General features: G+C 37.1%; 14 protein-coding genes and 1 tRNA gene. 2 read left to right on the plus strand and 13 right to left on the minus strand.

The genetic code is table 11. The features are described from left to right. Positions 1-2: 2 nt before the first annotated feature. Positions 3-737, minus strand: a complete 735-nt coding sequence (locus ACNTMY_RS08990) for a response regulator transcription factor (protein ID WP_423216187.1) — start codon at positions 735-737, stop codon at positions 3-5. A 9-nt stretch (positions 738-746) separates the two neighbouring features. Beyond that, the gene (locus tag ACNTMY_RS08995; RefSeq protein ID WP_423216188.1) at positions 747-1,079 is read right to left on the minus strand and encodes a LytR/AlgR family response regulator transcription factor; all 333 of its coding nucleotides are present in this window, start codon (positions 1,077-1,079) and stop codon (positions 747-749) included. A 186-nt stretch (positions 1,080-1,265) separates the two neighbouring features. On the opposite strand from ACNTMY_RS08995, the gene ACNTMY_RS09000 reads away from it, so the two are divergent. Then, the gene (locus ACNTMY_RS09000; RefSeq protein ID WP_423216189.1) at positions 1,266-1,625 is read left to right on the plus strand and encodes a hypothetical protein; all 360 of its coding nucleotides are present in this window, start codon (positions 1,266-1,268) and stop codon (positions 1,623-1,625) included. A gap of 59 nt (positions 1,626-1,684) precedes the next feature. Here the strand turns inward: ACNTMY_RS09000 and ACNTMY_RS09005 are convergent, their stop codons facing one another. Both ACNTMY_RS09005 and ACNTMY_RS09010 read right to left on the minus strand, forming a co-directional pair. Next, on the minus strand, positions 1,685-4,126 hold the full coding sequence (locus ACNTMY_RS09005) for an ATP-dependent Clp protease ATP-binding subunit (RefSeq protein WP_423216190.1): 2,442 nt from the start codon (positions 4,124-4,126) through the stop codon (positions 1,685-1,687). Beyond that, positions 4,123-4,584 (minus strand): CtsR family transcriptional regulator, encoded by a 462-nt coding sequence (locus ACNTMY_RS09010; protein ID WP_423216191.1) that lies wholly within the window; start codon positions 4,582-4,584, stop codon positions 4,123-4,125. The genes ACNTMY_RS09005 and ACNTMY_RS09010 overlap by 4 nt, the downstream gene beginning before the upstream one ends. 259 nt (positions 4,585-4,843) lie before the next feature. Here ACNTMY_RS09010 and ACNTMY_RS09015 point away from each other — a divergent pair, with 259 nt between their 5' ends. Beyond that, positions 4,844-5,308: a COG2426 family protein gene (locus ACNTMY_RS09015; protein ID WP_134775698.1), complete on the plus strand. Its 465-nt coding sequence runs from the start codon at positions 4,844-4,846 to the stop codon at positions 5,306-5,308. Between the two features lie 383 nt (positions 5,309-5,691). Here the strand turns inward: ACNTMY_RS09015 and tsf are convergent, their stop codons facing one another. The 9 genes from tsf to lepB all read right to left on the minus strand — a co-directional run bounded on the left by tsf (position 5,692) and on the right by lepB (position 20,266). Then, entirely contained in the window at positions 5,692-6,729 is a 1,038-nt protein-coding gene (gene tsf / locus ACNTMY_RS09020; RefSeq protein WP_423216192.1) for a translation elongation factor Ts, read from the minus strand. Between the two features lie 106 nt (positions 6,730-6,835). Then, positions 6,836-7,603, minus strand: coding sequence for a 30S ribosomal protein S2 (gene rpsB / locus ACNTMY_RS09025; protein WP_021143273.1), 768 nt, complete (start codon positions 7,601-7,603; stop codon positions 6,836-6,838). 265 nt (positions 7,604-7,868) lie between these two features. Further along, positions 7,869-7,939, minus strand: a tRNA-Cys gene (locus ACNTMY_RS09030). 1,443 nt (positions 7,940-9,382) lie between these two features. Then, on the minus strand, positions 9,383-10,249 hold the full coding sequence (locus tag ACNTMY_RS09035) for a helix-turn-helix domain-containing protein (RefSeq protein WP_027968308.1): 867 nt from the start codon (positions 10,247-10,249) through the stop codon (positions 9,383-9,385). A 260-nt stretch (positions 10,250-10,509) separates the two neighbouring features. Then, positions 10,510-12,405, minus strand: coding sequence for a M13 family metallopeptidase (locus ACNTMY_RS09040; protein WP_423216193.1), 1,896 nt, complete (start codon positions 12,403-12,405; stop codon positions 10,510-10,512). A gap of 104 nt (positions 12,406-12,509) precedes the next feature. Then, complete coding sequence (locus ACNTMY_RS09045; RefSeq protein WP_423216194.1) at positions 12,510-13,337, minus strand: class C sortase; 828 nt, start codon at positions 13,335-13,337, stop codon at positions 12,510-12,512. A gap of 119 nt (positions 13,338-13,456) precedes the next feature. After that, the gene (locus ACNTMY_RS09050; protein ID WP_423216195.1) at positions 13,457-14,941 is read right to left on the minus strand and encodes an isopeptide-forming domain-containing fimbrial protein; all 1,485 of its coding nucleotides are present in this window, start codon (positions 14,939-14,941) and stop codon (positions 13,457-13,459) included. A 126-nt stretch (positions 14,942-15,067) separates the two neighbouring features. Continuing rightward, positions 15,068-19,552 carry a SpaA isopeptide-forming pilin-related protein gene (locus ACNTMY_RS09055; RefSeq protein WP_423216196.1) on the minus strand — a complete coding sequence of 1,495 codons (4,485 nt, stop codon included), beginning with the start codon at positions 19,550-19,552 and terminating at the stop codon, positions 15,068-15,070. A 99-nt stretch (positions 19,553-19,651) separates the two neighbouring features. After that, on the minus strand, positions 19,652-20,266 hold the full coding sequence (lepB, locus tag ACNTMY_RS09060) for a signal peptidase I (protein WP_423216197.1): 615 nt from the start codon (positions 20,264-20,266) through the stop codon (positions 19,652-19,654). Between the last annotated feature and the right edge of the window lie 12 nt (positions 20,267-20,278).

Raw genomic sequence — 20,278 nt, forward strand, 5'->3', positions numbered from 1 at the left:
CTCTATTTCTCCACTCTTTCGATTAATCCTTTTAGTTTCAGACGTGACACAAAGCACGATTCATCATCTTCAAAATAGACAATATGGTTAGTACGATCAATTTTAGTGACATTTTCTGGATTAACGACATAGGCACGATGACTTTGATAAAGTCGTTCATCTGCCTTTGCAATATCTGAAACTTTACCATAAAATTCCATGTGACCTGTTTTTGTGGTTAAAACGACTTTGTGGATAGTCGAAGACGTTTCAAAATATAGAATATCTGAAAATGGGACTTGAACGTGAGAGTGCTCATTTCTAAAAACAAAAGCATCGCTGGCTACAGTTGTATCAACATTTTCAAAAGCATATACCAAAACAGAAGATACCGCATCGTAAAAATCACTATCGGCTAGCCCCTTATCAATAAAATCAAGAGCAGCTACACGGTATTTATAAGTCACTGGCATAAACTCAGAATGAGTTGTCACAAAAACAATCACTGCATTAGGGTCTTTTGCACGAATCTCACGCGCTATCTCCATTCCTTTTTTCTCTTCACCTTTTATTTCAATATCCAAAAAGAAAAATTGATGATTTCCTTGTTCCTTAATAGCATCTAAAAGCTGCTGAGGCTTGCCAAAAATCTCCAACTGACGGTATTTCAGTTGATTTTCTTTCATACAACGATTAATAGCTTGTTCCAAACGTGATTGTTGGAAAAAATCATCCTCTAACACAAAGATATTTAGCATTTAAAACTCCTATAAATTCTTCCAAGTTTGCATAACAGTTTTTAAACAGCGTCTTGAGCACTTAATACTGTCAACACTAGTAGTTATAAAAATAATCTGTTGATTTCCCTTATTAATTCCTTTGACGTTAAAAAGATTGACCAAATATTGCCTATGACAACGCATAAGTACTCGAGGAGCAATTGCTTGAATATCTTTTAATTTCCCATAAATTTCATAACAATTATTCTTAGTCACAATTTTAAGCATGTGCGGTTTATCTACAACCGTACTAATATAATAAATATCTTTCAGTTTAATTTTTTGTGTTACCTTGCCCTGTGTTACCATAATATAATCCATATAAAAAACCTCCCGGTAAAACTATCATAACAAAGGCAAAACACAACTTTTACAATATGTAACGAACGGCTATTAAAATGTCATGAACGGTAAAAACTTGCTATTCATGACAAATAAACGACTATTCATTAGATAATCTAAAATATTATGTTTGCATTTGCTAGAATAATTTTGAAAGGAGGTTCTATGATTTATGTCATGCAACCAGTTTGGTACAATAAAAATTTCTACCGCACAATCAAAGAAATCTTAGCTGAACACTATCCCAATAGAGCAATTAAACATATGTCCTTTTATCGACTTATCCCAAATCATAAAACTCCTAACACATATTTTATCATAAATGACGTACATTTAAAGTCTTGGAATGGCATTAAAATCGCTAAAAAGATACGATTAAAAGAGCCCCATTCTAATCTTATTTTGATTTCTAATGACCTTGACTATCAAAAAATGTATCGGACTCATCTTTGTTTTTTGGGAATTTTAAACCTATCTAAAATCAATAAAACTGAACTCAAAAGTTACATCCAAGATATTGTGTGATACTCTTTGTACCAAAACTAAAACCCTTGCTAGCTTTAAACTCTAGCAAGGGCTTTTTTTTATGCAATATCAAATTTGAGTTGTCCTTTAGAAACACCAATTTTAAGGGTATCTCCACTTGCTAGGTCGCCTGCTAGGATAAGCTCTGATAATTTATCTTCGACTTTATCTTGAAGAGTACGGCGAAGTGGACGAGCCCCCATTTCTGGGTCATATCCAGCTTCAGCAAGGTATTTAAGCGCTGATGGTTGGAATTTAAGTGTGATATCTTTTTCAGCCAAAGTTGCAATCAATGGTTTAACCATAATTTTAACAACATCGCGCATATTTTCTTGTGTTAAATGGTGGAAGACAACTTTTTCATCAATACGGTTGATAAACTCAGGACGGTAAGTTTTCTTAAGTTCTTCCATGATACGTTTTTGCATAGCATCGTAGTCATGAGCCATATCACGCGCACCAAATCCGACAGTCTTATCATCACGAAGAGCTGTCGCACCAAGGTTTGACGTCATGATAATAATAGTGTTTGAGAAGTCAACTTTACGACCACGACTGTCTGTCAACACACCATCATCCAAGACTTGAAGAAGCACATTGAAAATGTCTGGGTGAGCTTTTTCAACCTCATCAAATAGAAGGACTGAATAAGGTTTGTTACGAACTTTTTCTGTAAGTTCTCCACCTTCTTCATAGCCAACATATCCTGGAGGCGCTCCGTTAAGACGACTCGCCGCGAATTTTTCCATGTACTCAGACATGTCAAAACGAATAAGCGCAGATTCATCATCAAAAAGAAGTTCTGCCAAAGCTTTAGCAAGCTCTGTTTTACCAACCCCAGTTGGTCCTAAAAACATGAAAGAACCAATTGGACGTTTACCTGTGCGAATACCTGCTTGATTACGGCGAATCGCACGGCTGATAGCAGAAATCGCAGCATCTTGACCGATAACACGTTTGTGAAGTTCTTTTTCAAGCGTCAAATATTTCTTGCTATCAGCTTGTGTCATTTTCTCAACAGGAATACCTGACAGACGGCTAAGAGTCGCCATAATGTCATCTTCAGTGACAACTGCTGGCTTACGTGTCACAGCCTTATGAGATTTTTTAAGTAATTTCGTTGCTTTTTTGAAATCACCTTCCAAGATAGCTTTATCAATATCAGTCAAAGCTTCAGGAGCTTTTTTCTTAACAAGACCTTGAACCGTTGCACTCGTTTCATCTAACAAATCAATAGCTGAGTCTGGAAGATTTTTGCTTGTCAAATAGCGGTGCGCAGCTTTAACAGCAGTCATCACAGCTTCATCAGAAATGATAACATTGTGGAATGTTTCATAAGATTTCTTAAGTCCAAGAAGAATCTGATAAGCATCTTCAACGCTTGGCTCTTCAATCGTAATTTTAGCAAAACGACGAGAAAGCGCAGCATCTTTTTCAATATGTTTTTGATATTCTTCTTGTGTTGTCGCACCAACCATGTGAAGTGTACCACGCGCAAGAGCTGGTTTTAAGATATTAGCAGCATCCAAAGTACTATCAATACCTGAACCAGAACCCATGATAGTGTGGACTTCATCGATAAACAAAATGATATGTCCATCAGCTTCAATGTCTGAGATGATTTGGTTCATACGTTCTTCAAAATCACCACGGAAACGAGTCCCCGCAACAACACTCATCATATCAAGCTCTAAGACACGCATGTCTTGGAGTTCATAAGGGATTTCACCATTGACAATACGTTGTGCCAAGCCATAAGCAAGAGCTGTTTTTCCGACACCAGCTTCACCAACTAAGACAGGATTATTTTTAGTCTTACGGCTAAGTACTTGAACCATACGAGAAACTTCTTTTTCGCGTCCAATAACTGGCTCAAGTTTTCCTTGACGAGCTAATTCAGTCAAATCACGAGTAAAATCTGACAATTCTCCCGCAGTTGACTGAGGTTTCATCATTTCTGAGAAAGCTCCGCCCATTGTAGCTTTTTTAGGCTTACGAAGATCATGGATAGCTTTGATTTTTTCTTTGGTAAATCCAGCATTACGTGACAATGATTTACGTAAATCAATCAAACGAGCTGAGTCACCATCTTCTTTATTTTTGAATCCAGCAACTTCAAGCAGACGAGTTGCAAACAAATCAAGATTCAAGAGCATCGCATAAAGCACGTGCTCAGTTCCAATTTCTGTACCGTCAGTTACTTTGCAAATAGACTCTGCAAACGCCAAAACGTCTTTTAAAGCCTTTGATTGTTCTAAGAATTGAACATTTTTCACATCTGACAATGGTGATTTACCAAGAGCCAAAACAGCTGCTGCTTCATACTCTTCATAGGCAATCTTATTTTGATATTCAGCAAACGTCAAGCCAGCCACTGAATCATGGACAGCTACCATGGCTAAAAGCACATGCCAACTTTCTAAATATGGGCTTTCAAATCGCGCAGCCTGAAACTGGGCAATGCTGAAAACCTCCTGCATTTTCATTGAATATTCACTCATAAATGGAATCCTTTTCTATCTAATCTTTGTAAAATTTTTCGCAACATACGTGCTCGAATCTGAGGCGCATCTTTTCCAAGAACTTCATCAGAAGCTGTTGCTAAAATCAGATTTCCCTCACGTTCACTGATAATTTTTTCATCAAAAAGCAATTGAATCAAATCTGTAAAAACTTGCTCACTGATGCACTCGCCAATACTTCCCATCAAATTATCAAACATTTGGTGTTGATCTGAAAAACTCACTCGCGCAATGCGGATATAGCCTCCGCCACCTCGCTTGCTTTCGACTATATAGCCACGACTCTCTGTAAAACGTGTTTTTATCACATAATTAATTTGGCTAGGAACAACTTGAAAGGCATCTGCCAAGTTTGACCGTTTAATCTCAGCAATACCAGATTGAGCTAGTAGTTGCTTGATATACTCTTCAATACTATCAGATGTATTTTTTGCCATTAGCTTCCTCCTTTTCAAGATTAAAGACCATTTTTAGATGGACTCTCTTTGACTATAACTGACTAATATTATAACAAAAATATCATGTTTTATAAACGAAAATACACTAAATGACCGAATCTACTGGGCTTTATCAAAAATTGCCACCTTAACAAGAAAATTCCTGAAAATAATATTTTCTATTCCTACAGATTTTAGTTGTTTTTGCCCAAAAGATAAGATACAATTGTCTTTGTAACAAATGAAAGGTTTCAAGTAAATGAACTATATTATTACATTTTTGATTGCCATGGTGCCACTTGTTGAACTTCGTGGTGCCGTTCCATACGCCATTGCGACAGGAATTCCAATGTGGCAAGCACTAATTATTGGTGTTATTGCAAATATGATTCCCGTACCGATTATTTTCTTCTTTGCACGCCGTGTCTTGGAGTGGGGAGCTGATAAACCAGTCATTGGTGGTTTCTTTACTTGGTGCTTGAAAAAAGGACATAAAGGCGGTAAAAAACTCGAAGATGCAGCAGGAGACAAAGGTGTCTTCATCGCCCTTCTTCTCTTTGTTGGTATTCCAATTCCTGGTACAGGAGCTTGGACAGGTACCCTTGCCGCTTCAATCCTCGACTGGGACTTCAAACGTAGTGTTACAGCCGTCATGCTTGGCGTCATCCTAGCAGGCTTAATCATGGGTACACTAACTGTTCTTGGTCTTGGTGCTCTATCTTAAGAATTTGAAAAAGAGTTTGGAAAAACTTCCAAACTCTTATAACGTCAATAAACTTACTTTAAATTTAAAATAATACATAAGTAATCTTTTCCTATGTTCAAATTCATAATTATGGCGAGCTTTGCTCGCAACAAAAAGATACTGAACGACGTGGTGAAAGTGGCTGAAACAAAAATAATTTCAGCCACCCGGAAGTTTTGAGACCTTAGGCTCAAAACTTAAGCATGGAATTCCGTAGGAAGTCGCTGCCGACGGCACCACCTAAGGAAAGTATCAAAAAATTTTTAAATAAAGAGTTTGGAACAACTTCCAAACTCTTTATTTATTAACAAAACAAAAAAGAAGATCAACAAGTGATCTTCTTTTTATTTAGCAAACAATTCTTATTTGTTAAGAGCTGCTGCCATTGTAGCTGCAACTTCTGATTCGAAATCGTTAGCTGCTTTTTCGATACCTTCACCAACTTCAAAACGAGCAAAAGTAACAACTTTAGCGTTTACTGAATCAAGGTATTGTTCAACAGTTTTGCTGTCGTCCATGATGTAAACTTGTGCAAGAAGTGTGTATTGTTGGTCAACTTTAGTGTTGTCAAGCATGAAGCGAGCCATTTTACCAGGGATGATTTTATCCCAGATTTTTTCTGGTTTACCTTCAGCTTTAAGTTCAGCTTTGATATCTTCTTCAGCTTGAGCAATGATTTCATCAGTCAATTGTGATTTAGAGCCAAATTTCAAGTGTGGAAGAGCTGGTTTGTTAACCATTGCACGTGATTCGTTATCAAGGTCGATTTTGTGGTTCATTTGAGCCAATTCATCATGGATGAATTGTGGGTCAAGTTCTTCGTATGAAAGAACTGTTGGTTTCATAGCTGCAACGTGCATTGAAACTTGTTTAGCAAGAGCTTCGTCGCCACCTTCAAGAACTGTGATAACACCGATACGTCCACCGTTGTGTTGGTAAGCACCGAAGTGTTGTTCATCAGTTTTTTCGATAAGTGCGAAACGACGGAATGAGATTTTTTCACCGATTGTAGCAGTTGCATTAACAAAAGCTGCTTCCAAAGTGTCGCCTGAAGCCAATGTTACTTTAAGAGCTTCTTCGTTGTTAGCTGGTTTTTGTTCAGCGATAGCTTTAGCTGTTTCTTTAACCAATTCAACGAATTGTGCGTTTTGAGCAACGAAGTCAGTTTCAGCGTTAACTTCAACAACTGCTGCAACGTTACCGTCAACGTAAGTACCAGTCAAACCTTCAGCAGCAACGCGGTCAGCTTTTTTAGCTGCTTTAGCCATACCTTTTTCACGAAGCAATTCAATTGCTTTTTCCATGTCACCGTCAGTTTCAACAAGTGCTTTTTTGGCGTCCATAACACCAGCACCTGATTTTTCACGCAATTCTTTTACTTGAGCTGCAGTAATTGCCATTTTTATGTCCTCCAGGTTTTTTGTTTACTAAATAATAAAAACGAGACAGAGCGGTTTGCTTTCTGCCCCGTTTAAAGCATATCTAAGACTGTTAAGCCTCGAAATATTATTCGTTGTCGCCTTCTACAACTTCAACGATTTCTTCGATTGAATCAGCTTTTGCTTCTGCTGCGAAGTCAGCATCTGCATCTTCACCTTGGCGTCCTTCGATAACAGCGTCAGCCAATTTAGAAGTGATCAATTTAACGGCGCGGATAGCGTCATCGTTAGCTGGGATGATAACATCGATATCATCTGGATCAGCGTTAGTATCAACCATAGCTACTACAGGGATACCAAGTTTTTTAGCTTCTTTAACAGCGATTTGTTCTTTGTGTGGGTCAACAATGTACATAACGTCTGGAATACGAGGCATATCTTCGATACCACCCAAGAATTTTTCAAGACGAGCACGTTGTTTGTTAAGAAGAGCAACTTCTTTCTTAGGAAGAACTTCAAAAGTTCCATCTTCTTCCATACGTTTGATTTCTTTCAAACGAGCGATACGTTTTTGGATAGTATCCCAGTTTGTAAGAGTTCCACCCAACCAACGGTGGTTGATGTAGTATTGACCTGCGCGTTCTGCTTCTTCTTTAACAGCGTCAGCAGCTTGTTTTTTAGTACCAACAAACAAGATTACAGCGTCGTTTGCAGCTGCATCACGAACGAATTCGTAAGCTGCGTCAGCCATTTTTACAGTTTGTTGAAGGTCGATAACGTGGATACCGTTACGTTCTGTGAAGATGTATTTAGCCATCTTAGGGTTCCAGCGACGAGTTTGGTGACCGAAGTGAACACCAGCTTCAAGAAGTTGTTTCATTGAAATTACTGCCATGAGTAGTTTCTCCTTTATATAATGTTTTTTTCCTCTTCCAGACTTCATCTTGCAAGCCCACCCATAAAGAGCAACAGGTTCACAATACATCCAGAATGAGTATTTTGTTGCATAATACAACTATCATAGTTTATCACAAAATCAAGGCTTTGACAAGCCATATGCTGCTTGAAACAGTTTTTATTTTCGCCGTTTGATAGTTACTTTTACCAATCATTTTAGAAACGAAAAAAGCCCGACAATGTCGAGCTTTTTTATGTCATGAAGGCGGTAGACGGATTTGAACCGACGATCAAGCTTTTGCAGAGCCGTGCCTTACCACTTGGCTATACCGCCATAACAGGTAATATTTTACCTTAAATTCAAAAGCACGTCAAGCCTTATTCGCGAAATTCTGCCAGACAATCCTAAAATCCTGCAAATAATCACTTTTTAACCACAAAAAAAGTCACCCAACTAGAGTGACTTCCGCATTATCATCAAAATTGGCACCAATCATCAAAACTCTTACCTCGCTAATTGCAACGACAAAGGGAACGTAAAATTTGTCTTATGTGGAGATAAAAGTTTTGACACCATTGCTAACAGCTTCAAAATAGCATCGTATCGGCTTTACTGTGGATTGCTCCACGGACAGGTTGGAAAGCCAGAAAAATACAAAACATATTTTTTAACTAATGCCAATTAACTGACTTTTTAGCCGTAACGCTTCATTATCCAGCACATCTCAAGCACCACTATCGCACGCCATCTGTTACAAATGGTAAGAGGTTAAACAGATTTTTCTAAACAAGTTACCTTCAAAAAGGATGTAGTAGTTAAGATGGATTTGATGCCAAGAAATGTCCGGCTCCCTGGAAAATACAGCTGGCACCGCTATCTAATATAAAGTGACAGATGGATGGTGGAAAGAAAAAGCAATTCAACAGTACACAAGTAACACCATTAAAGCATTCTTTGTACTCTAATCCGCAGGAGATTATACTGACGTCAAAACACTCTTGTCCTCTCACCTTGTGAAAGTAATAATACCTTACATCAATAACGTTGGTAAGGCTGCCAGAACTAGTATTAATCAATGATAGCCAACACTTCTGCAGCTATCACCAGAAAACATAAAGCACAACTTTCAAAATCAGACAGTTCAAATTAGCCTAAATTCCCTAGAATCAACTCATGAATGGAAATGGAGAAGAAGCTAATGTAATCCTAGGGTACACCAAAATGAGCAAAACAAATTTTGAGTTTGCTAAAAAATCCAACCTTAAAGATAAAATCTCTAAAGTGATGATAATAAAACACGTTTCGGTATTCTTTTTCGAAAAATAATAACCAATAAGTAAACTATTCAAATAGGTTACACCAATATCTTACCACTCATGCGTAGAATTTTCTGAAAATTGTATATTTGCTCAATAAAAAAAGTTTATTTGCGGATTTGCAAATAAACCGATTTCGCACTTTTCGCTGTTAAAATGAAGACATACTTACTAAGGAGGATACTACTAATGCTTAAACTAACCCTTAAACAATTACTAAAAACTGTCGTTCTAATACTTCCATTTTTTGTATATTACCCATAACCCTAACACTTGTTAAAACCAATCAAATCAACCAGAGTAACAACATTTATCCCTTCCCTGCCCTAATGATGTTGTTACAAAACCTATGAATATACGTAATATATAAAATTTGGAGGATACTTATTATGTTTACACAAACATTAAAACAATTATTGAAAATTAGTTTTTTTGTATATATTTTTCTTGTCTTGATCGCCTAACTATTGTTAAAAACATTTGATAGTGTAGATTTTAAAAGATTAACTGTTACTGGACTTCCTATTTCTTCTACGCAAGAAATAAAATGTTCTAAGTCAGACAAGTCACTTGATTCTTCCTCTAGGTGGCTAATTATTCTTTTAATAAAATTCAACCATGTCATAGCAAACATATCTTGATAAGTTAAAATTTTTTCTAGAGCCTCGATAAAATAGTTAGCTTGATAAATTTTACGATAATTAATCAAACTTAATATCAAATTTAAAAAAACAAGTTCAGCATTTTTTTTATGGCTTGTTAACGATAAATACAATTTATCACGATCCACAAATGCTTTCCCTAAAAAAATTAAATCAGATTCCGATAAAATAGTCATAGTATTACCAAAAACATATAATTCAAACTCTGTCCACTCTTCTATTTCGTAGAGATAAGATGTCAAAAATGTCTTTTCCTCCTCAGTAATAACATAAGATGGATTAAGTGTGTGAATTGCTATTTTAATCATGAGCTCATTCAAACGATTATATACATCAAAGGCTTCAGACTCCTTTTCTGACCCAAGCAACCTGTAAAGTCCCTCAATGTCTTGCTTGTTATATAATTCAGATATTTTATTCGATAACTGAAAATATTTAGTCTCTTGATAGTTATTAATCGCGTGTCCGAATTCTGAGAAGGTCATGTGGATACCTGAGATGGCGATTAAGAGTTTATCGGCAGCGAGCATTGATTGTCCGTTTTCGAAACGTGAAAGTTGTGACACAGAGAGGTTTTCTCGTGCGACATCTTTTAGTTTCAATCCACGCGCAATTCGTAGTTCGCGATAAAGTTCACCCAGTTGCATTGATTTTTCAAGTTTCATACAGTCTCCTTTTTTGACAAAATTCCAATAATTTTGGATTTATAGAAACTACGTTTTCTAAATTCTCCCAACAAGAAAGGTCATGTCTGTTATCCTAAACAGCTTAGAAAATCATAGCTCTATATTTCTATTTTAAAAAACTAGTTATATTATCTAGGTATACTAACTAATGTTTATTGTATCATATTTTAAAAAAAGAGATAGAAAAAAACAAGAACTTGCCTAATACAAGTTCTTGTTTGGCTCATTATCTTGAGTGATTACCAAATAATGACACGGTCTTCTGGTGCACGCCACATTGGGTCGCCAGCTTTGATATCAAATTCTTCATGGAATTCATCAAAGTTTGTCAGTGTCACATTAGTACGAAGTTTACCTGGTGCGTGAACATCGATACTTGCTAGCATTTGCATGTACTCATCGCGAGCTTTCATACGCCAAATAGTAGCAAAGTTGATAAAGAAATCACGAGCTGAAAAATCGTCGTCTTGCTTAGCAGCTTCAAGTGCACAAGCAACACCGCCAAGGTCTGCGACATTTTCTGAAACAGTTAATTTACCATTTACTTTTGCCCCGTATGAATCAAGACCGTCAAATTGGTCAACGATTTTATCGGTGCGTTTTGTGAATGCTTCGTAATCCGCATCAGTCCACCAGTTATTCAAGCTACCATTTTCATCAAATGATGCTCCGTTAGTATCAAAGGCATGTGAAATTTCGTGAGCAATAACTGCTCCGATACCACCGTAGTTAGCTGATGAACTTTGTTCCAAGCTGTAAAATGGTGCTTGTAAAATAGCTGCTGGGAAAACAATTTGGTTTTGTTGTGGGTCGTAATAAGCATTGACCATGTGAGCCGGCATGTGCCATTCGCTACGGTCAACGGGCTTGTTCCACTTGCTCCAGCTGTGTGCGATAGAAATTTTAGCAAGGTTTCGTGCATTTTCAACAAGTGATAGAGACTCATTGATAATCTTCTTCGCATAAGTTTCTGGCAATTTTTCCGGATAACCAATATGAGGAGTGATGACATTTAATTTCACAATAGCTTTATCACGAGTTTCTTGTGCTAACCAATCTGCGCCAGCTAAACGTTTCTTGTAAACGTCAATCATCGTTGCCACTTTGTGTTCAACATCAGCTTTTGCTTCTGGTGAGAATTTTTGACCAGCGTACCAAAGCCCAAGAGCTTGGCTGTAAGCACCAGATGCTAGATAGTAAGCTGCTTTCTTTTTGTCCATTGCTTGTGGTGTTCCAGAAAGAGCACGACTGTAGGTCCCAGAAAGAACACGAATCTCATCTGTCAAATAGCTATTGTAACTTGTTGCTGCAGAAAGGATAAGGTCTGCTTTAAGCAATTCCCAATTCTTTTCAGAATAATATTCAGCAGCAAATTCTGTCCAAAAACGTTCTTCAGGAACGATAACTTTATCAGGAATTTCTCCCAAGATTTCTGTGAAAATCGCATCCAAAGGAAGTTCTGGTGCTAATTTTGTAAAGTCAGCCCAGTCATATGGGTGATAAAGTTTAACGTACTCTGAAGATTCTTCGCGTGAAAGGACGTACTTAGCAAGTTTGGCATCAAGTTCGATTGTTTTGTCCAACAAATCTTTGATTTCTTCTGCTGAAAAATCAAACTTCGCTAGCAATTCTTCTTGCATTTTACGCCAAGTGGCTAGTAATTCTTTACCTTTTTCGTGGTCATCAGCATAGTAAGTTGTATCTGGCAAGATTGTGCCAGGGGCTTCTGCCCACAACACATTAAGCTGAGCATTCATGAAATCTGGTGCCGCACCAAATGGAAAAACATTTGGTTTACCAGCCATTTCAAATTCTGCAATACGTTTTGCAAAATCCGCAAATGAAACTAAGCTTTTATATTCTTTAATCAATGGTAAAACAGGTGCTACACCAACTGCTTCGCGTTTTTCATAATCAGATGTCATGCGATGAAATTTAACAAAGTTTTGTAGGATACTATCTTCTGGAACATTTTTTCCAGCCAACCAATCATCGGTTGTATCCAACATCAAATCTTCGATTTCATCAGCCAAATCTGAAAAACCACCTGTACGAGGTTTATCAGCTGGAATTACAGCTGTTTTTTCCCACTCACCATTGACAGCATCATAAAAATCGTCTTGATATCGAGTCATAAAAAATCTCCTTTATTCTGTTATCAACATTCTATCAAAAAATTCAGATAATAACAGTTTTAAAAACTAAAAAAGCTAGCTGAGTAAGCTAACTTTTTAAATAATTATTTCCGTAGTCTGCGATAAACAGCACTCACCAATAGCAAGATGATGAAAAGTAAAACAGCAATTACCGGTGCAACAATCATTGCGTCAACACGGCTCGCTTCAGAGACCACACGCGCATCTTTGACTTTATTTGGAATGCGGTGACCGCGTACCAAAAGTCTGTGACTGTTAACACCATAAGGCGTACATGTTACCAAGGTTACATAATCCTTATCTGGGTCAATGGCTAGCGCTGAGACATCATCTGGCAAGACCGTTAAAATCTGGTCAACTTCATAAGTCAGTGTTTCATCTAAAACCTGAATCATGAACGTATCACCTTCACGCAAACGGTCGATGTCTGTAAACAATTTAGCCGAAGGCAACCCACGGTGACCTGAAATCACAGCGTGCGTTCCCTTACCACCAACTGGCAGAGACGTTCCAGGAATATGACCAACAGCCACCTGCAAAATACTATCATCAGTACCGTGATAAATTGGCAAAGTCGTATTAACCTTTGGAATATCGACATATGCCATGATACCAGTACCTGTGACATCGAGCGTACTATCATAACGTTTTCTCTCAGCCTTTGACAGATTCAAATCAGGCATCACACCTTTTGCTAAAGACTGATTGTAGGCTTTGGCTGCTGCCAACATGTCATCTTTCTTTTGCTGACCCATGTCCTGAACATTTTGGACATAACCAGCTACCGCTTCTGATTGGTGAAATGAGTTCCAATAATCGCTAACTGTCGGATACAACAAAAGGGACAGCCCGATTATTAATATAAAGACGAGTGCGTTCGTCAAAAAATTATCTTTTGATTTTTTTTGCATATTAAAGAGCTCTCCCGACAGTTGCAAGAGTAAAGGGAGTAGAAAGTGAGCTCGTGCTCCTTGCCACTCCCTTTATCGGATGATTAATTAAACAAAGTTAATATTATTATAACAAATTCTTATTTAGCTGCATCCATACGTTTTTTAGTGATAAGAAGAACAGCTGCTACAAGAACAAGGATTGAACCGACAACGTAAAGGATTGTTGTACCAACACCACCAGTTGATGGAAGAAGTGAACCTTTACGGTTGACGATATTAGCAGTCAATGTACCGTTAGCTTTGTCAGCATCAAATTTAGCTTCACCTGAATTGATATCACCTGAAAGTGATTCTAGTTGAGGGTCAGCTGATTCAACATCAGTTTTAGCGTTGATTGTAAATTCAACATCTTTAGCTGTGTTGTAACCATCTGGTGTAGTTGATTCTACAAGTTTGTAGTTACCAGCATCAAGACCATCGAATTCGAATGTTGTTGCATCACTAGCAGAGATTTCTTTGATTTTTTCTTCTTTTTTACCTTCTTTGTAAAGTGTGAATCCAGCACCTTCCAAAGCTTTACCGTCTTGGTCAACTTTGTTAATAACTGCTTTGTAAGAGAAAACTTTTACAGTATCTTTTGGAGTTTTACCAGTGCTTGTTGGTTTAGATTGTCCATCACCAGTATCGTTAGGGTTGTTTGAGTAAGTCAATTCAACACTGTTTGGGTTACCTGCTGAACCAAGAACAGCTTTATCATTAAGAGTTGCATTGTATTCTACGATAACTAGGTCATCTTTATTAATTTTTTTGTTAACTGCTTTAACATCAGTGATGACAACAGAAAGTGTTGTTGTACCGTCTTCGTTTGTTGTTGTAGTCACTTGGTATTCACCTTCTGACAAAGTTTTACCGTCAGCTTTAACCAAAGTGATATTGTTAAATGTCAAACCTGCAGACAAAGTATCTGTAAATTCAACATAGTAGTGTTCATAGTCAGCGATGTGTTTTGGAAGTGTTGCTTTCAATTGGAAAGGAACAACATCACCTTTATCATAGTCGGCTGAGTCTTGCCAATCAGTTGTTTCACCAGTTGAATCGTTAGTTTCTTTTACTTTCTTTTCAACAGATGGTTTGTCGTTTTTAATTGTGGCGTTGACATCACCAACAACTTCCATCATAAAACGAGTGTAAGCTGCATCGTTACCATCTTGTGAACCATCTTTATCTTTTACCAAGTAGTAACCAGGTTCAGAAACTGTTAGAACTGCTGTTCCGTTTGCACTTAGTTCACTAGTAGCTGCTGGAGTTGTAAGATTTGCACCAGCTGCTTTTGAGAATTTTTTAGCAAGGTCTGAGTCATCGTTTTGATTTTCGATTGCTTCAGCAATTGCGCGAGCTTCTGAATTATTTTCGAATGTAAATGGTGTTACACCAGAACCCCATTTAATGTTTGAAAGAGTTTTACCATCTGAAGCAAGCGTACCAGAAAATACTTGGTAAGCTTCATAAGTGTGACCGTCTGCGACATGGTCAATTGTAATAGTATAAGCGAATGCATTCCCACCAACGAATGCGAAGAGTGTAGCAACAAAAGCTGCTAGGAGCAATTTAAACTTCTTCATTATAAAATCCTTTTCCTTCTTTCTTTTTTTGAAAACTAAAATGTGTAAACTCCTAAAGCGAAGTTATAACCTAAATCTTTACAGTAGTGAATCAGGCACCACCACCTTTACCATAATCTCTTATCATCAGGAGTCACCTCCTGCTTGATATGTTTTGTAAGCTTTCAGGATTATCAATCCTGTAGTAAGTAGGACGAGAGCCGCACCAAGTACATAGTGCATCTTCACGCCACTACCGCCAGTCTCAGGCAAATTATATTGCTTTTGCTTCTGAACTTTATTTTTAATGGTAATCTGACCATCTTCAGAATCCGTCGCCATTATAGAAGGTTTATGATTATCAGGTGTCGTTTCACCATTTGAATAACTAGTATCATAACCAGAAACAGGCGTTTCACGAACATAGTATTTATAATCTACTTCATTGCCCGCAGCATTTTTACCAGAAACAGGCAATCCCTTGTACGTTCGAGTCCAATCATCATCGTGAGTCAATGTCTCACCTGATTTATAGACTGTCTCAGTAGAATCGCCTTGACTATCAGTCGCAACTTGAATCAAGTCATAAGTGATTGAGCCATCAGAATGCTCAGTTTTGCTACCGTCAGCTCTTAGCCATTCTTTTTTAACGGTTAAGTTCGCTTGTTTGATTTTTTTATTTTCAACAAAAGCCGTACCGTTTGTTTTAGCTAAGTTAACAGCACCATAAATCTTCTTGTAATACTCATCATAAGTATCACATAAATCCGGAGCGTAGTAGAAATAATATCTATCTGGATTTTCTGGCAATTCATAACCTGCTGGTGCAGATGTTTCTTTGAAGTAATACATTTGATTATCTTCAAAATTTTCTCTCGCATCTGACCAACCTACTGTAACCCATCCCCAGAATGGAACGTAAACTTGATAACAAGTTCCTGACTCCAAAAGTGTCTTAGAAATGGAGATATGTCCATTCTCATCACTGACGTATCTACCAACTACTTCATCATTGGAATCGTCGCAATCTCCGTCATATTTGTAAACTGTGAAGACTGCTCCAGCTAAACCTTTACCGTAGTTATCAGAATCAACTTTATTAATCGTATATGCCTTTTCAGTATCAATACCAGCATCGGTACCAATTTTTGCCCAGGCTACAGAAGTTGTAATATTTGTTGAACTACCGCTCACTCCTGATAAAGTTGCTGAGTTTTTAGGCCAATACGCTCCGTCGCTATTTGGATTTTGTTTTGTTACAACATAATCGTACTTAAGCGTATAAGCTGTTGAATCCTTTAAACCAATCGTTAAAGTACTTGTCAAATTACCCCAACCATTATCAGTTGACGAAACCTTCCAAGACCACTCACTTGTCGGAACCTCTTTGCCACTGTCAGCATAATAAAGTTTAACAGAACCGTGGTTTAAAGCAAGTGATATGTCAGTACCATAAATATTTAAAACATCGGTCAATGTTAGTTTATCCGCTCCGTCAACCAAATCATCAGCGTTAGGATTAATAGATAAACTGTAATGTAAATTACGGTTCGTGTTATCCCAACTACCTGTTTTTGTAATTGGTTTAACCGAAGGTGTATTTTTGTCTTTGCCAAAAGTAACAATTTGAGTTTGACTATCTGAACCGTAATCTTTACCATCCACAACAGCAGAAACGGTATTTGTCAAAGTCGCTGTCACCTTTTTACCTGCTTCAGGTAAATTATCATAGGCTGTAGTAAAGGTTAGCCAAAAATCATTGTTACCACCAATACTTTCTTTTAACGTTCTGCCATCAGTCGGTGAAAAGTTTAAAGTAACAACATTATTAGATGAGATTTTACCACTAACTTTCATATTAGTAGCCCCCCACTCATACTGACCTGTAGTAGCAGAAATACTTTTGTCAGAAATCGTTGCTTTAGTTTGACTCCAGTGACGACCGAAGACTAATTCTTTCAAGTGAACACCCGAAGGTAATCTATCGGTTACTTTCAGATTTTTTGCATTATCACTCAGATTAACCTTAATTTTCCAAACAACAGTACCATCATTACTTGTTTTTTGGGTTGTTGCTTGGTTTTCATCACCATCCATTTTAACAACATTTGGATTATCAGTATGATGAGCTTTTGCTTGGCTAGAATGATTTTCTGAAGTCACTTTATTCCAAAAATCAAGATTAGCTCCACCATTTAGTTTTGCAGTTGATTGATACTGGATAGTAACATCTTTATCTGATTTAAAATCAGCAGTTAAAATAATTTGATACTCTGTATACTGAGTGTTAGCATCTAAATCTTCGTAATTAACATAACCTCCCCAGTTCTTCTGACGAGCTTCTAGGGTAAACTTCCCTTCTCCGAAGATTTTAACAAGATTTTTATACAAATCTTGTAATTGTGCCTTTGTGTACCAATGAACTTCTGAATTTTGATTATAAGGATCTGTCAAGAAATCTCTGAAGTTCGTGTCTTTTTTGAGAACACCGCTGCTTGGCATTTTAATTTTTGTTAGCCAACTAAGTGTCTTGACGTCTATATCGTTAGTATCTTCTTCCCCGAGGAATGATTTTTCTAAATCTCCCTCACCAGGAACTGATTCTGTTTCAGAGTCAGAAGTTTGGTCATCTTTCGTATCAGTATTCCCATCATCGTCTAAAATAACCGTATTAGTTATATCTTTTTTATCCCAACTTGAATTTTTAGCATCCGTTGTATAAGTGATAGTATAAGACTTTCGATTAGGATTACCAGTAAATTTGATATAATCAACGTTTCCGTTTTTATCATAATAAATGCGATAACCCTTATTGTCTGGTGAAATCGTCAAATCTTGCGTTTTTTTTAAGAAATCATCTTTCAAAATCGCACCGTAGAGATTATTTCCATTTGAGTTTACGGTAATTGTCCACTTAATCTTACCGTCTTTATATTCACCAGTTTTCTTAACATCATTTAATTTTAGAGTAACACTAGTAGAACTGTTTGCTTCTCGTTTATCTTGATTATCTTTTGAAGTAGCATTAACAGTATTATCTACTTTCACCTGATTCTTATCACCTGCTGATAGGCCTGACATTTTATAACGATAACTAATCGTATAAAAATGGCCAATCAGTTTTCCATTAGAATCCGTTCCGCCACTAGTTAGTTGCGGAAGTGTTAAAGTCCATTTTTTACTAGACTTATCAAATTTTGGACTAGCAGACACAGTTTCTGTTCCAGTCACGTTACTTGAATCACCAGTATACGTTGACTTAGTAATCGATACATTATCAACAGCTGCAATTGAAATACCTGCAGCAGTTAAAGTATCTGCTAAATCAATTTTTCCTGGTGTACCATATTTAGAATCTACCGTAACTGTATAATCGATGTATGGCGTATCACCATCATAAGAAACTTTTCCAGTTTTTGACGTTGATAAATCATAATTTTTTGTGATTTTATCCGCTGGAATTTCAATTGTTATACCATCAGAAAACTTAACAGTATAACCCGATTGACTTGTCTCATGTGTCAAACCAAAAACAGCTTCATAATTAATGTATCCATTTGATTGAACACCATTTCCCATATTAGCCACGTAACTATCAAGGAAAGTGATTAACAAATAGTACTTATTATTATCTTTTTTGAATTGATATTTGAAGGCATCAACATTATTTTTATCTCGCCCTGTGTATTCTGTTTCTAATTTGATATCTTTACCAATTGAAGTATCATCTGGCAGAGCTAGATAATAACGTTTCTCCTTAGCAAGATTTGCTTGATTAATATTAAATGTTAATTTTAATGAAACTGTCAACTCTTCAGTGGATAAATCCTTTTGAACAGTTTTTTCATCATATGTATACCCCGTCAAATACCCTGAAAAGTCAGCGTACGTTACTCCTGCTAGGGTATAGGTTGAAAATGTATTTGATTTGAAATCAATACTTTCAACAGCGCCATCGCCAGTTTCTTTGATGTCTGTATCTGTCGATTCAGTCAAATCTTGAACTTGATTGACATCGTTGTCCACGAAGTGGTACAACTTCCAACCAGCTTGTTTGTCATCGCTGGTAGATAGGTCATTCTTGAAATTCATTGAAACCTTCACATCTTTGCTTGGTTCAACTTCTCTGCCATCATCTGTGACAAATGAAATATCATAAGAATGAGCTTGTGACAACTCTTGCTTGCTTTCGCTAAGAAGTGTTGTCAATTTATTATCAATGGCACTTGTGTCTTCAACAGGCTTTACTTTTAATTGAACTGGCTCCGAAAACGTATTGTCTTCGTAAGAGACGTTTACGGTAACATCAGAGGTTTCAGCACTCAAAGTACCTGCCTGTGACATGTACTTTTTTTCTTGACTTGACTCAGTCGATGTGGTTTGTGAGGAATTTTCAGCTTGATTATTTTCTTGGGAACTTGTCGTCGTTGATTCAACCTGCGAAGAACTACTGTCTTGCGATTGAAAAACAGCTGCACTGTTTCCCGTGCTAATCGTTAGGGCTGGTAATATCAGCAAATAAGTTGTACAAAAAACAATGACAACAGATAGCGCCAGAGCAATCTTTGCAATGATGCTATCTTGGACACGCTTTTTTATTAAAATCGCTAACTTTGCCCAAAGCTTTACCATAAAACTCCTTTCTAAACATAATTTCTTGCTTGATCAATTGCCACATACAAAATTGTGGCTAAATTCTAAGCGTTAGTTTCCCAACTAACTGTCCATTGTCTAATCAATTGCCCCCATGCGAGATAGAGGCCAAATTCTAAACGTTAGTTTCCCAACTAACTGTTCACTGTCTACCGGACCGACAGTTTTATTACGTGAGTCGATTGAAATTTTTCGGTGATCTCCCATCACGAAATATTTCCCATCAGGCACCTGATACGGAAGTTTGATGTTCGTCTCTCCGTAATCTTTCTCGCCTTTTTGTAGGTAGGACTCATTTAACTTTTTACCGTCAACAAAAACATTCCCCTTTTTATCAACGTTAACCCATTGACCTGATGTCGCAATAACACGCTTAACAAGAACTTTGTTATTGTAATAAAATGCAACGACATCGCCCTGCTTTAAATTTTTCTTACTAACAGAAACTACCATGTCCCCAGCTTTCAAAGTCGGAGTCATTGAATTTCCATAAATCTGCAAAACAGGAAGCCAAATAGTCGCAATCAGTACAGCCAAGGCTGCTACCGTCACTAGCGTAAAAACCGTGCTGCGAAGAGTACGAACGTAACGTTCACGATATTTAATCTTTCCTAATTCTTTTGAAAGGTCGTCAGCTTTCGGTAAATCAGTTAAATTGATTTTCTGTGATTTTTTTTCAAATAATGGTTTCATTTTAAAAATCTC

It is taken from the genome of Streptococcus equinus, from assembly GCF_049393735.1.
Lineage (GTDB): Bacteria > Bacillota > Bacilli > Lactobacillales > Streptococcaceae > Streptococcus > Streptococcus equinus_G.